Origin of the sequence: Nocardiopsis sp. CC223A (assembly GCF_030766825.1) — a bacterium.
Lineage (GTDB): Bacteria > Actinomycetota > Actinomycetes > Streptosporangiales > Streptosporangiaceae > Nocardiopsis.
The window spans coordinates 1-14,058 of sequence record NZ_JASFDV010000005.1 but is presented as its reverse complement, the minus strand read 5'-3'; the positions used below and the strand labels follow the sequence as shown (position 1 = coordinate 14,058).

At 64.1% G+C, this 14,058-nt stretch carries 8 protein-coding genes; 4 read left to right on the top strand and 4 right to left on the bottom strand.

Going from position 1 to position 14,058, the window contains the following annotated elements; all coding sequences use genetic code 11:
• Positions 1–76 precede the first annotated feature (76 nt).
• On the top strand, positions 77–1,021 hold the full coding sequence (locus QJS33_RS03235; protein WP_372339571.1) for a phosphotransferase enzyme family protein: 945 nt from the start codon (positions 77–79) through the stop codon (positions 1,019–1,021).
• Here the strand turns inward: QJS33_RS03235 and QJS33_RS03230 are convergent.
• A complete protein-coding gene (locus QJS33_RS03230) occupies positions 1,015–2,334 on the bottom strand; it encodes a hypothetical protein (RefSeq protein WP_306366327.1) in 1,320 nt (439 codons plus the stop codon). The two genes, QJS33_RS03235 and QJS33_RS03230, sit on opposite strands and share 7 nt — an antisense overlap.
• A gap of 553 nt (positions 2,335–2,887) precedes the next feature.
• Here QJS33_RS03230 and QJS33_RS03225 point away from each other — a divergent pair.
• From QJS33_RS03225 to QJS33_RS03215, 3 genes are all read left to right on the top strand, one after another.
• A complete protein-coding gene (locus QJS33_RS03225; protein WP_306366434.1) occupies positions 2,888–3,640 on the top strand; it encodes a hypothetical protein in 753 nt (250 codons plus the stop codon).
• A gap of 312 nt (positions 3,641–3,952) precedes the next feature.
• Positions 3,953–4,420 (top strand): hypothetical protein, encoded by a 468-nt coding sequence (locus QJS33_RS03220; protein ID WP_306366326.1) that lies wholly within the window; start codon positions 3,953–3,955, stop codon positions 4,418–4,420.
• A gap of 1,115 nt (positions 4,421–5,535) precedes the next feature.
• Positions 5,536–7,011 (top strand): site-specific integrase, encoded by a 1,476-nt coding sequence (locus tag QJS33_RS03215; RefSeq protein ID WP_306366325.1) that lies wholly within the window; start codon positions 5,536–5,538, stop codon positions 7,009–7,011.
• 160 nt (positions 7,012–7,171) lie between these two features.
• Here the strand turns inward: QJS33_RS03215 and QJS33_RS03210 are convergent, their stop codons facing one another.
• The 3 genes from QJS33_RS03210 to QJS33_RS03200 form a co-directional block, all read right to left on the bottom strand.
• Positions 7,172–8,131, bottom strand: coding sequence for a hypothetical protein (locus tag QJS33_RS03210; protein WP_306366324.1), 960 nt, complete (start codon positions 8,129–8,131; stop codon positions 7,172–7,174).
• Between the two features lie 140 nt (positions 8,132–8,271).
• Positions 8,272–12,663 carry a hypothetical protein gene (locus QJS33_RS03205; RefSeq protein WP_306366323.1) on the bottom strand — a complete coding sequence of 1,464 codons (4,392 nt, stop codon included), beginning with the start codon at positions 12,661–12,663 and terminating at the stop codon, positions 8,272–8,274.
• Positions 12,660–13,076: a hypothetical protein gene (locus tag QJS33_RS03200; protein WP_306366322.1), complete on the bottom strand. Its 417-nt coding sequence runs from the start codon at positions 13,074–13,076 to the stop codon at positions 12,660–12,662. Before QJS33_RS03200 ends, QJS33_RS03205 begins: the two co-directional genes overlap by 4 nt.
• Positions 13,077–14,058: the final 982 nt, after the last annotated feature.

The following is a 14,058-nucleotide window of genomic DNA, read 5'->3' as shown; positions in this document are numbered from 1 at the left end:
AGCGGCGGAAGCTGCGGTGCGTGCCGGGATTGCCTCCCGTCACTCGCCTGGCGTACTCCTTCTCCGCGGCCGGCCTATGCCTGGTGGTCATGGGGCGGCAGGGCCGATCCGGCATAGCCTGGGGCCTGTGGCCCACACCGAAGACTTCGCCCAGCGTGCCGCTCGCGCTGTCAGCGCTGCCGCCCGGACCCTGGAAGTTCCTGCTTCACGGGCTGACGGCCTTCCCGCGCTCGTTCGGATGGGAGAGCGAGCGGTGTTCCGTCTCGGCAGTGACGTGATCGCACGTGTTGAGCGCTCCACGGACAGGTGGGAGGAGGCCGACCGGGAGGTGCGGGCCGCCCGCTGGCTCGCCGAGCAGTCCCTTCCGGTGACCCGCCCCCTGCCCGGGAAGCAACCGGTCTTGGCCGAGGACCTCGTCGTCACCTTGTGGGAAGCGGTCCAGGGTGAATGGACCCTCCCACGGGAACTGGCCCGGTTACTGCGCACCCTGCACCACCTCACCCCGCCACCGTCGCTCGGCCTGCCCGCCCTGGATCCCTTCCACCGCGTGGCCGAACGCATCGACACCGCTCCCGGACTCGACACCGCCCAGCGCGACCTGCTCCGCGCACACCACCAGGACCTCGCCGCCCGCTGGCCCACGGCCACACCCGTCCTCGGCACACACGTCATCCACGGCGACGCCAACATCGGCAACGTCCTGGCCACCCCCCAGGGGGTCGTGCTCTTCGACCTGGACGGCATCTGCTGGGGCCCACCCGAATGGGACCTGGTCCTGACCGCCCTGTACCGGGACCTGGGCTGGCACAGCGACACCGAGTACGCCGACTTCTGCGACGTCTACGGGTTCGACGTCACCTCCTGGGACGGTTACCCCCTCTACAGACAGGTCAGGGAGTTGCGGATGACCACCTGGCTTGCCCAGAAGGGTGGGGAAAGCCCCGAGATCGACGCTGAGATCGCTCGGCGGATCACCGACCTCGCCGACCCCCGGCGTTCCCGGATCTGGAATCCCTACTGACCCGTGGATCCCCCAGCCTTCACAGTCCGGGTCTGGTGGAGGAACCGCTCCGCCTCCGGCTGCCCCTTATAGGCGCGCATACTGTCGACGAACGCGTCCAGGTATCCCGCGCACCTGGCCGAGGACGTCGCCCGCACCTGCGGCACCATCGCGGCACCCAGGTGGCAGGCCTCCTCGACCTCGCCCTGCCCGAGCATCGCGGACGCCAGCACGAGCCGGGTGAAGACCCGGCTGCGCGCGTACTCCTGCCCGGAGGAGGCGGTCAGGCTCTGCTCGGCCGACCGCCGAGCGGCACGGGCCTCTCCCAGATCCCGGTGGCAGTGGGCCACCTCATCGGAGTACTCCGCCTGGTCGAAGTACCCGATCCACGCCGGATCGGCACCGGGGTCACGTCGGCTGAAGGCCTGCTCGGCGTGGCCCATCGCCCGAGAACACGCGCCCTTGTCCCTCAGGGATGCATGGGCGCGCGCCTCCATCATCAGGAACTGCGCCCGCAGGGTCGCCGTCGCCCGCTCCCCGGCTCCGGTCAACGCCGCCCGCGCCAGGTCGCGTGCTTCGGTGTAGGAGCCCACGTAGTTGGCCTGGTGGCTCATCGCCGACAGCACACTCGCCCCCAGCAGGCGGTCTTGGGCATGGTCCGCCAAGTCCAAGGCCTGCACGAAGTAGCGTCGGGCTGTCCCGTTGCGCTGGGCATCGTAGGACATCCACGCCAGCGAGAGTACGAACTCCGCAGACGCCGCGAACACTGATCGCCCGGTACTGCTCGGGTACGACCTGCGCAGCATCGGGACCACCGTGCCGCTGAGGTACTGCGTGGCCGCTATCCGCGCATGGTCACCGCCGAAGCGGTTGTCCAGGCCCGCGAACGCAGCCGCAGCAGCCCGGATAGCCGCTACGGGACCTTCCTCACCCCGGAGTTTCTCGGAACCGGATGGGGTGTGGGACACCAACCACGACAGTACGGCCGAACTGATCGCTGAATAGGGCGGTTGTGTCTCTGCGCCGGGGACTTCGTTCAGATCCAGCCGAGTCACTTGTTCAAGGACCGACGCGGTCTGCTGTCCGGAGTCGTTCAGCCCCAGGCCGAGTTCGGGTGGGAAGTGTTCCATCACCGGGCCGGGGATGTCGTACCCGCGAGTGAGACCCTCCAGCACGCGCTGGACGGTCTCCCGCTTGCGCAACTCGCGCTGCCCGCTCAGGACTCGGGAGACCATGGCCTGCGACAGGTCGCCCATCCGCGCGACGGCGTCCTGGGCCAGGTCCGTATGCCTCAACAGAAGGCGGATCAGCGCGTTGGCGTCCTGGTCGGCCACAGCCCGCCGAACCTGAGGCATACGCCAAAAACGCGCAGGGACGCAAGAGCAGTCGTCGCTACGCAGGCGGCCACAATTTCCGCAGAGCACGGGTGCCTTCCATTGGGACCTCGGGGCGGTCGGGTGGCACAGAAGACTACGCGGGCCGTATGCCGACCGGCCATGACTGGTTTGTCATGACCACCATGCCCGCACAGTCATGGGGTTGTCAGCGTTTTCTCTCAACAGTGGCCCCATGACCCCAGCGAAAACGTCTGAGACCGGTCCGGCCGTTGCGCGAAGTACTCATCGCACACTTCCCGGTCCTCCACACAGCACCCAGACCCGTGCTCACTGTGGTTTCCCGCCACCTTCGAAGACCGAGCCGAGAACCACGGCGCGGCGAGGGGACGATCAGGGCGGGCCGGTCGCGCGTGCTCCGTATGGGTCGAGTGAGTTCGGTCCGTTGCTGCCGCCGCCGCGGGCCGATGATGCGGTGGGGCACGGGTACACGGCCCTTCAGGTGGTGCGGTTGGCGGTGTGGGCGGCGCGGGAGTGTTGGTGGGTGGACGCCATGGATCCGGTGCACCGTGCGGAGACCGCGTGGGAGGCCATTACCGAACACCTCCAGCTCGCCCACGAGCGGCCGGAGGAGACGGAGCTGATCGCCATCGGGTGGAAGGCGATGAAGGCTCAGCACTACCAGGACCTCAAAGTCCGCGGCTTGGGCGGCAAGGACAAGGCCCTGCTCTCCCGAGCGTTCGTCCGGTATTGGACCAGCGCCTCGGCACCGGCACACTCCCACGAGGACCAGATCGTCGATCGGCTGGCGCTGGCCCAGATCTGGGCCGCCCTGAAGCCCGCGCACCGGGAGGTGCTCACCGCTCTGGCCGAACACGAGGACCGGCGCGGCGCCGAACGCTCCCTGAACATGGACCCTGTCGCTTTCACCCGCACGTTGGGGCGGGCCCGGCGGGCGTTCCTGGCGCTGTGGCACGAGGGCGAGACCCCGTCCCTGCTGTGGGGGTACGACCGCACCGGGGCGCGGCACCAGAACGTGATGTACCTGGTCCGGTTGCGCAAACGCCGGGCATTGCAGCGCAAGGCCGAGGGGCATGTGCGCCGCTACGGGCACCGCCCGGCCCGCGACCTGGGGGTGCCCGACGCCGAACTGCTGGCGCGGCACGAGGCCGGGGAGAGCTACGCGGCGCTGGCCGAGTGCTTCGGTGTCAGCCGCGCGCTGATCGCCTCCCGGGTAACCAAGACCCGGGCCCGGAGGGAGGAACAGGCCGCTGGTGGTGGGCCTGGGGTATCGGCCCACGGATGACGAAAACCGGCGCGTATGCGGGATTCCGGTCGGGGGTTGAACCACCTCGCGAGGCAGAGCGACCATCGACCAGCCCCGGGAACCCCGCGTTCCCGTCGGGCGCAGAGGCACAGCCCTGAGCGGGCCCAAGCGGGAAGCGCAGCCCTTCGAGGCCAGAGACACCCGCTCCTGAGCCTGCTTCGACGACTCAAAAACACAGGTGCCCCGACCGGTGCGCGAACACCGGACCGGGGCGCGATCACCACCTGCACCAACCAGGAGGAGACCGTGCACGATCCTACAACTGGCCGTCACCGGCGGCCGTGTCACAGCATGGCCGGGCGCGTGTGGGCGCTGACCGTCGCGCTGCTGGCCACCGCCCTGGCCGCGCTCTTCGACCCCCGCCCGCCGCGGTTGCCCCGCCGGGTCCCGCGCGCACTGCCCGCAGCACCCCCGACCACCACCGCCGTCAGGCGGGGCGACCTGCTCGCCGACCGGTCCGGCTTCCCCGAACAGCACACCTGGGCAGCCGGGGCCTCGACCTCCTCGGCCCGCTGGGAACAGGCCTACCACGACCGCTCCACCCCGTCCGAGGAAGAGGACCGGGTGGACGCCGACCCCGACCTGATCGCAGGTGCTCTGGTGCGCCCCTACCTCAGCAGGGCCGCTGTTCCGCGGCCGCGCCCGGCCGAGTCGGAGGACTACCCGGTCCCGCCTTCGGGCGTGGAGCCCGAGCCGGTAGGGGACGAGTTCGCCGAGCTGACCGACCGCATCCGCGCCTACCTGGCGCTGCGGGGCTGAGAAAATCCTGAACGGATCGGGGGCGTCTTCTCCTGCGGGAGGAGGCGCCCCCAGGCGTTTTTCTGCGGCACTCCGAGGTCGCCGCGTATTTCTCGATCAATGGCTGCAAAGAAAAACCAAAGACGGGATTTCAGCCAACCGACGCGCTCGGCCGACTTCCAGGCGTGCCGGTTATGTGGCTTTTACGGGGTGGGCCTGTGACTCCGCCGGAGACTGGGCCTGTGACTGGGCCCGGTGGGGTCCCTGTGACTCCGCCTGTGGGTGGGCCCATTAGAGCGGCCCACCCCATCCGCGTTATCAGTGCAGGTCAAAGCCGCTCCGGGTGGGCCCTTCGCATTCCCTTTCTCTGGTCTCTTGAAAAGGAATTTTCGAAAACGCTTCAAAAAACCGGTTCGGATCGCTGGCGTGCCAGAGCGAGGTGGTTGATGCACACACGAGGCGGTGCGTCGGCCGCCACCTCGTTCGCGCGCCCGGGTGCTGCTCCTGGCGGACGGGAGCGCGCTGCTCGGTGGCTTCCCGCTAGGTGTCGCAACCAGGCCGCAGGCCGCGTTCCTCGTAGGACATGAGGAGAAAAAGAGAAGCCGAGCCTGCGCGGAGGCTCTCGGCAAGGTTGCCGGGTGCGTCCATGAGACCCGTCCCCCGCTGGGGCCATGGTCGTTTCGCGGGCTCGCGCCCGCGAACGGTGTGGGGCGGTTGTGCGGCGTTCAGCGCCCCCACGCGGCCCGGACACCCAGGGCTGGCCTCCATGGCGGGGCGGCGGGTTCGGGGGCGGACGCGGCCGCTGTGGGCCGCATCCATGGAATCGGGCATTGCGTCTGTTTTCGGGCGTGCTCGCCAGGTGGAGTGCGGGTCCGGTGGGTGTTCTGACCAATCCGCTTGCATTACTCGGCGAGGTCGAGCGTGGATGCGTGGTGCCCCGTCGCCGACGGGGTCACGTGCCGTGTTCGCGCAGTTCAGAGGTGGCGGGGAGGTGGGTTAGTGAAGCGGAATGTTCCGGTCGTGCCGGCTTACCTCGGCTTGGACACCTTCGCTACCTCCGCGTCCTCCACCGCCATGGGCGGTGGGTGCGGGTGCAGCGCGCGCGTGAACGCCACGAAGGAGAGGTGAACGACTGCATGAGCGCGTACGAGGGGTCGGTGTTCAAGCGGTGCGGGTGCCGTAACGAGGACAGCGGCCGGGCATTGGGGGTGAAGTGTCCGAAGCTGCGGAGGGAGGACAAGGCGTGGAACCCCCGGCACGGGAACTGGTGGTTCCAGCTCGAACTCCCGCGCACCGCTGAAGGCAAGCGCCGCCAGGCCCGCAGGGGCGGCCTGGCCTCGCAGGAGGAGGCCCGTCGCCAGCTCGACCACGTGAAAGCGCTGCTGGCCCTGGCCGAAGGCGAGCAGGATATCGAAGTGCAGGTCGCGGACCTGATCCAGGCCGCGCTACGGACCCGGAAGCCGTTGCCCGACCTGGAAGAGGTGCGTCGGCGGGTCGGCGCGGGGGCAGACGTGCGTCGTGAGCCGCCGGTGGTGGGGGTGTGGTTGCGGGAGTGGTTGGACGGCAAGCCCGACCTCGCCGAAGGGACCCGGGCTTCCTATGACGGGCACATCCGCAAGTACCTGGTCCCGCACCTGGGGAACATCCGGGTGGATCGGCTCCAGGCGCGTCATGTGGAGGCGATGTTCGCGGCTATCGAGGAGGCCAACGTGCACATCCTGGAGTGCCGCGACTCCTCCGATCCGCAGGTGAAGAAGTCGGTGCGGGGGCGGCGGGTGATCTCGCTGTCGACCAAGCACCGGATCCGTGCCACGCTGCGCAGCGCGCTGTCGGACGCGGTCCGCTCCCCGGACCTACCGGTGTCGGTGAACGTCGCCTCGCATGTCCGCCTGCCGTCCTGTCCGAGGAAACGTCCCCTGGTGTGGACGGCGGACCGGGTCCGCTTGTGGGAGAAGGACGGGGCGGTGCCGGGTGAGGTGATGGTGTGGACCCCTGAGCAGACCCGCACCTTCCTCCAGCACGCGAGGAGGTACACCTGGTTGTTCCCGATGTTCCACCTCATCGCTGTCAAGGGGCTGCGCCGGGGTGAGGCGGTGGGGCTGCCGTGGGCGAACACCCGTCTGGTGGACGGCCAGATCGACATCCGCGTCCAGGTCGTGCAACTGGCGTGGGAGACGATCACCTCGACCCCCAAGAGCGCGGCGGGCCAGCGCACCATCACCCTGGACGCCGACACGATCAAGATCCTGCGGGGCTGGAAGAGGTTCCAGAACGAGCAACGCCTCGCGGCCGGGAAGAACTGGAACAGCACCGGGTTGGTGTTCACCCGCCAGGACGGGTCGGGCTGGCATCCGGGTCAGGTCAGTGACTGGTTCTGCCGCATCGCCAAGGCTGCCGGGCTCCCGCCCATCACCTTGCACGGGCTCCGCCACGGGGCCGCCTCCCTGGCGCTGGCGGCGGGAACGGACGTGAAGGTGGTCTCGACTGAGCTGGGCCACGCGACCACGCACTTCACCCAGGACACGTACCAGTCGGTGTACCCCGACGTCGCGAAAGCCGCGGCGGAGGCGACCGCCGCGCTGCTGCGCGGGGAACCGGTGTCTGCCGGGTAGCGGGACGGGGGAGCACACCAGGAGCGACTGGACACCCCGAGCCCCGGGCCGTGCGGCGGGTTCACCCCGCCCGTCCTGGGGTTTCCTCGTGGGCAGGACCGGTCGGCCATCGGATCAAAGGTCCTCTGGTTATGGCTGTCTTGAAAACATTCGACAGTTTTTATCGCAGATTCAGATGACCTGGCTTTCTATTCTCGTAGAACCATATCTTGGGAGAGCAAGCATAGCGCGGATGCTGATTTTCAAACATCACATTGCCCCATGCGGAAAAATTAGATGAAAACTTTCTGCATATCTCCATCTGCGTCGTCCCTGTGATGCATTTTGGCGTGACTATGAAGAACTCGTCTCCGCTTTTGTTGAGACAAAATGCGGTAATAAAATCAATGTACTCTGAGAAGTTCTCTATGAGGGACCTTGTGTTCGGAAAGCTTCCATTTCTGTCTACGGGGAGGCAGACGTATTTGTAGTGTTTTGCTCCGCGTTCAACAAAAGCCTGAAATCGGCCCCCTCCGTGCTGCTGCCAGGCGTTTTCTACAATGGAAGCTAGCTCGCTCTCTAGGGGGATGGTTTGGTTATCTTCTGGATGTGAAAATCCAAGTATTTCTCCATTTTTATAAAGGAGGTCAAATCTAAAGCAGTCAATGGCCTCTTCCAAGGAGGCCAGGAGTCCGATGAGGATGGTGTAGGTTCGCTCAGAGATGGCTCTGTTGTGGGCGAGAAGATTTCTTATCTCTCTCACTTCGTCCAGCTTTCCACCGAGAAAAGCTGATTCGTGTCCGGTCAATTCTCGGACAGTCTTTTCTACTGTTCGATCACTAATCAGTGATATGAGTTCGTGATGAGTTGTTTCCCAGATGATATCGCTACTGGACTCGGCTCCTAGGTATACCCGTTTGGCGTTTCTCTTTGCTCTTGTTTCGAGTTTTGACCTCAAGTTTGAGTCAATTTGATCGACCCATTCATTCCCAAATTCTGCCATCCACGCAGCGAGGCAGAGGCGTCGGACCCATGTCTCTAGTACGTAGATCTTCCTGTAGGCAATGAAATTAATTTCAGGGGTTAGGATCTCATCAGAGAATTCTAGATATTCATTTGGAGAAGTGGGGATTTCTTTCATTTTCTAGTACTCCAATAGTGACCAATTCTTGGTGCGTTCAGTGATCAATTAATGTTGGTTTTTGTGTTGGAAGCACCTCTAAAAATTCACCTCGGTTGTTGGATGGTCATAGGGTGTTCATTAGATCTATAAAACAGACCTTAGTCGGCCAAATCTGCGACACGACTATCGCCTGCGACAATGAGCAAGTCTACCACTCGCTGCCATCGCGCTGCTTGTTCATCCGTAACGAGGTCCGCAAAACGTTCGTGAAGCCATTCGGGCAATGTATAGGTGTTGGCGCAATCAGTGCCACTTTGCTCGACGATCTGCTCGATCCACCGGAGTCCAGCCTCGACCTGATCTGATATGGTGAGTTCATGAATGGCAATCACCAGTTGGTCGATGCTCATGCGGGAGCTGGTGATCGTGCTGAGCCATCGCTCAACTTGAGGCGACCAGCTAATCAGATCACGCCAGGGATGCGCGTCCCCCTGGTTTTCCAGCGTGATGTACCCCGGCTCGGCTGACCGGTTGGGAATGAGAGCAGACTCGGCATAGTCACCCCAGGGCTGTTCAGTGAAAATTTGGGGATTCGCATCCGCCGCGTTAAGAACGTGATCCATAATTAGCGGCCAAAGTCGATAAAGTTGCTCTGCTAGGTCGGAATGCTCCCCGCCAGCGACGCTGATTGCCTGCAGGCCTTCCGATAGGAGGCGTGAATTACCGAGATATCGGTCCACATATGTGAGTATGGGTTCGTCCCGCTCATTAATCGCTTGCCACAGAGTGGCCCGGGCTGCGACGAGTGAGTCGCTTTTGCTGTGGTGGTAGCCGTGATCGAAGGTCAGCATGGCTCGTTGATGGGCTGCAATGAGCGACTCGACTATCTGGCGAGCCTCCTCCCTGCAGCACGCGGAGCTGATGGCAGCGGCCCCTGTAGCTCGGATTGCCGAAGTCAGCTGAGGGACGAAGATGTCCTTGCCCTCGGTGGCATCGAGGGAGGCAGCAGTTGGCGGGTCAAGTCTAGCCACTGTTCTCCGCTGGCTCTCAAAGTCCCATGGGCCAAAGACAGATTCGAGGAAGGACTCCTGCACGACGTCCAAGGCGATTCGGTGATGGCACCGACCGTGCAGGTGATTGTTATTGCACGGCGCAGACCAGACAACATCAAGTCCTCTTGCGTACGCGATTCGGGTTTCGTTTGGCGACTGCGACGCGATGGCACTACTCAGCTCTACGAGTTCCTGAACGTCTTCGTGCGAGGCGACGCCAACCGCCTGTCGGAGGTCTCTCGCAGCAGGAAGGAGAAGGTACGGCAGTGCTCGGCCCGCTGATCGGTCCGCACCCTGATTGAAGAACGACAACTTATCAAGCGAGTCGCTTGGGCGTTTAGCAACCTCCGCAGCGATGCCCAAGATGACGAACACACTCCACTGCAGATCCTCATCCGCGACGTGAGCTCGGCTCGTCAGATGAAGTTCGACAGCAGATGCGGCCACTGCCACTGGTCCATCCGAGGACGCCCCCAGACCAGACTGAGGAGGATTGTCCAGCAGATCTCGTGCCAGCACGAGGTCGGCAGCTAGTGCCTCGTCGGTCATTTCCGGTGCTCGACCACCGTTGTCTCTCACATGGGCGTGACGTACGACCAGCCCCATCGCATCGTTTCCACGCCGAAGGTCCGCGTTCGTTTCACCCAGAACATCCTCAACCTCGGGATTGACCGTCTGCTGGATCAGGATCTCCCCGTCTTGACGGAGTAGTTCGTACGCGCTGCGATCGAGCGAGGCTGCCCAGTTCTGAACGGCGGCGAGATACTCGTGAGCACCTGATGAGGAGTCGTCGCCGACCTGCTTCCGAGCGTTCGCTAGCAACTGGTTGCCGAGTTCCTTGAGATGCTCGATGCGTTCACCCTCAGCGCGCAGTGCCAGCATCATGCTGACCTCTCGCAAGGACCAACCGCGTCGCTCAGTGTTCGCAAGGTCAGGGATATGTGCTGCGAGGATGCCCGACTGGTCGTGAGTTGCGCGGCCAAACTCCAGCGACCATACCGTTGGTTCGACTAGATAGGGATCAAGAGCATCTTCAGCGGCTTCGAGGTGGCGGACGAGGATACCGAGCGCAAGTGCAGGCATCGCGAGGCTTTCGGCGCCCTCGAGTAAGATAGGTGTGAGGGTGGTAACAGGAACTCCGGCCCGAATGATTTCCTCTGTCACGAACTCCAAAGCCTGGAGCGCACTCATACAGGGATAAGGACCCACTCCGGTTCCGCGGTACCACAACCAAACGTGTTCGTCGCCGATATAGGTGCGTGGCTCTCCCGTAATCGAGAGGGTGTGCTCCACCCCTGCCGTCTCCTCGTCGATGGGAGGCTCGTGGCGGAGATCCGAGAGGGTGCGTACCCGACAGCGGGCTGCGTGGTTCAGCATCCGGTTCAGGAAGACGGTGCCTCTACGGTAGTCGGCCCGGAGCAGGGCGAGGAACGGTCCGTGAGTGAAGGAGGCGAGCTGTAAGTCGATGCTGCCTCTGGGCCGATGATGGCGGATGCCGTCTTCATCCAGTCCGCTGGACCACCCGAAGTCGTCTTCATCGTCATCGATGTAGTAGGCGGCAGTGAGGTCGATGAGGAGCGCGGGGTCATACGCTGCCAGACTGTGGCCGGTGAACCATGGTTCAACGGCATGATCCAGCGAGTGCGGTTCGTCCTCCGCGACCCGCCGCAAAACTGCCTCACCAACGCCACCCAGGTCGGGACCGAGCAGAGCGAGGTGCTCGATTTGAGCATCCTTGATCCACAGGTACGGCCGATGCCGAGCCGTTTCGGGTCGACGGCGCCGACGTGACGGAAACGGCCCAGCCATAGAAGAGAATCTCTTTCGATGCTCCTCATCCGCTGTAACCTGCTCGGGAGTTCGGGCTGCCAGAGCGGCCTGTTTGGCTGCTTCTTGCTCGTCGAGTACACGCTCGTTCTCAGCGCAATCGGTGAGAATGGCATCTCGGAGTGCCACACGTGTCGGTTGGCCAGCCGGAGTACTGCGGAGGACGTGCGCTCGCAGCCAGTCGCGAATCAGTTCAGCGACCTCGTCAGTGAGACCGGGGGGCACCTCCTCGTCAAGAAGTCGGATGATGAAGGGCTCGGCGATGATCGGGTCCAGCACCCCTTCTCGTTGGTGGCGCCCGTGCAGAATCCGAATCACCCGGGAAAGCCCCTGAGCTTGATCGCGGAGGAGCGTAGGCCAGGCATCTTTAAGGATCAGACGCGACGCCGGTACAGCGAGGAGCGCCTCCGTCGGAACATCGGCCCAGCGTTCGCCGTGCCCAGCTGTGACGATCTCCTCGAAGCGCGTCTGGAGCTGTATAAATCGCTCGGCAAGCGGGTGCGATGCGTGATCTGGTGCAGAAAGCACGATCTCACACGCGAGACGGGCCGACGGCAGGGCCCAACGAGGGGCCTCGACCGACATCAAAGCGCGAGCCGGGTCGCGTTCTCCCAGGAGTTGACGTGCAATCGAGTAAGCGCGGAGCAGGTCATGCTTGAATTCGGGCACTCGCTCCCACGGCAAACCGCTGGCTGGGTGGATTAGCCCGCTCCGGCGAAGTCCGTCGACTGCGGCGTGATCGAGACGATTGATCAGTTCGTCGACATCGCTCTTGCGAAGTGCGTGGTCCGCAAGACGCAGCATGACTTGCTCACGGGCATCAGGTGCTCCGGCACCCTGCCGTTCACTGTTGCGTACGAGGTGGCGCCAGATGTGGTCGAGCGCCTCCGACTCACTGAGGGGCAGCCCAGGGTCACCGGCCCGCCCTAGCAGGTCGACGATGATCGGTCGGCGTAGCAGCTCGCGTCCACGAGAGTTTTCAGCCAGACGTTGCAGACCAGGGAAGTGTCCTGCAACTGCTGTGACCTCCTCGTCGGTCAGTCCCGGAACCGTGTACTCGCGAGGCGCTGCGGCACCAGACCTCATCAGCTCGGCCGCAGTCCCTGCGCCCTCGGTTGCTGCGACCACGATGACTTTGAGACCAGCCTCCCGTGCGCAGCGAAGTACATGGGAGAAGACCTGGCCATGATCCTCGGCTGCGGCCTCCGCCCCGTCAATCACCAAGATTCGCTCGGGGGCGGTCAGTTCGGCGAATAACTCGTCCAGAGGGTTGCCTAGTTGGGACAACAAGCCGAGGTGATTCTCCGGCAGGTGCCGAAGGTTGATCGCGATTGCTTGTCGGTCATCGCCTAGTCCGGTTGGTTCGATGCTGTCCATGACCAGGGCGCTCTTGCCGACGCCGGAGTCGCCTTTCACGAAGAGGTCGCCAGGTGAGGCGATCGCTGTGCGCAGGGCATCACGGATGGTCTCGCGTGGCAGTCTCAGAGCAGCAGCAGTGTCTGACCCGATCAGGCTCCGGGATACTCCGGACCGGGCTTCTTGGTCCAGGCTGCGGAGCCGGGCCCAGCCCACCTCATGGGTCGGTGGGTGTATGTGCTGTTCGTTGATGAACGGCCCGTTGAAGGTGCTGTCGCGGTAATCGTTGTGGTTGCCCTCGTAGGAAGCGCTCACTGGTCGGGCTCCGTGTTCTCCTCGGGGCCGGACCGGTGGTTGTGCTGTTCGTTGATGAACGACTCGTTGAACGTGCCGCCTCGGAAGTCGTTGTGGTTCCCTCCATAGGAGGGACTGTTCACGTGCATGTCGCGGCCCTGGGTTACGGTTCCGCCAGAGACGTTCCCGTTCACCGTATTGTCCGTGCCCACAGGGGCATCGGGGGATTTGGTAAGGGAAGGCTTGGTGGATGTGGAGGCCCAGACGATGGCGTTGGCGATCAGGGACAGCGCGACAGCGATCGTGCCCGCCCAGGCTGCAGCCTCCCACCCCTCGCGTGAGGTCGGTCCGCCGCCAAACCACAACCCCGCTGCCAGCGCAGCCACGATCGCAACGGCCGCCACTACTACACCGATCCACCTCGCCATGGTCATGTCACCAATTGTGAGGCATCGTGACCTGCGAGGTAAGGGTTCCGGTCGAATCGGCCGTATGCGGCTGGACGGGCGACAGGGCGTGTCCCGGGGCTAGTGTCCCCCCGCGACGGCGTCGGGGCGGCTGTGGGGGGCTGGTGGGCGGGCGCGGGGTCACCCTGGGCGTCCGCCAGGGGGTCACGGAACGGCAAAATGCTCCGTGAGGTGCCCCTCCACCTGTACTGGACCTTGCACTGGGGAGCACACACGGAGCATTTCAGGGCCCCAGACAGGCTCAGCGCCTCGTCTGTTCGACTCGCGCACCCCGTTTGAACTGGGGTTTTGTGGCGCACCCGGCAGGATTCGAACCTGCGGCCATCGGATTAGAAGTGCCCTGGTTGTGTACCGTCACGTGTCGCTACGTACCGTTTCATGCCACCCCATCCGATCCGCCGTGCTGTCCGGTGCCATGTCGTGCCGTGTGGTGTCGCTCCGGTCCAAAACTGCGGAGCACGAACGGAGCACACAGCCCCCGGAAACGTCCGATGGTGGTGACTCAGGTGGGTGAGGTCCGGCTTGGGTCTCATATCTCTCAACATCAATGCACCCACCTGGTATACCCGCTAGGTTTTGTGCTGCTGACTGGGATCTGATCCTCGCCCCTTGACTCCTGTGACAGCTTGCGTGGTACCTACCGACCTTGGATGCGCGGGTTGACGGCGGCAATGGAGAAGGCCTGTGAGGCTGACCTGGACAAACGGAGCCGACTCAGCAGGTTGGGTTTGTCGACCACAAGCTCAAAGATCGGTAGGCCGATCTCTGTGGACCTACGGAGGAGTGCGGATGACCGAGCAAACCATTTTCCTCGACCCCGACCCGCGCGACTGGCGTTCTCGAAAGCTACAAGTCCAGCCTTCCCGCTGGTATGCCACGGTTCAGTTGAACCGTGATGGGTACGTCGATGCCGAGCACGCACGGGGACACGATTCCGCACTGCCCACCA

What these genes read in the sequence shown, in the direction of transcription:
- QJS33_RS03220 (WP_306366326.1), top strand. Translation starts at nt 3,953, where the DNA reads ATGGCCGGGCGCGTGTGGGCGCTGACCGTCGCGCTGCTGGCCACCGCC.
- QJS33_RS03215 (WP_306366325.1), top strand. Translation starts at nt 5,536, where the DNA reads ATGAGCGCGTACGAGGGGTCGGTGTTCAAGCGGTGCGGGTGCCGTAAC.
- QJS33_RS03200 (WP_306366322.1), bottom strand. Translation starts at nt 13,076, where the DNA reads ATGACCATGGCGAGGTGGATCGGTGTAGTAGTGGCGGCCGTTGCGATC.
- QJS33_RS03235 (WP_372339571.1), top strand. Translation starts at nt 77, where the DNA reads ATGCCTGGTGGTCATGGGGCGGCAGGGCCGATCCGGCATAGCCTGGGG.
- QJS33_RS03210 (WP_306366324.1), bottom strand. Translation starts at nt 8,131, where the DNA reads ATGAAAGAAATCCCCACTTCTCCAAATGAATATCTAGAATTCTCTGAT.
- QJS33_RS03225 (WP_306366434.1), top strand. Translation starts at nt 2,888, where the DNA reads ATGGATCCGGTGCACCGTGCGGAGACCGCGTGGGAGGCCATTACCGAA.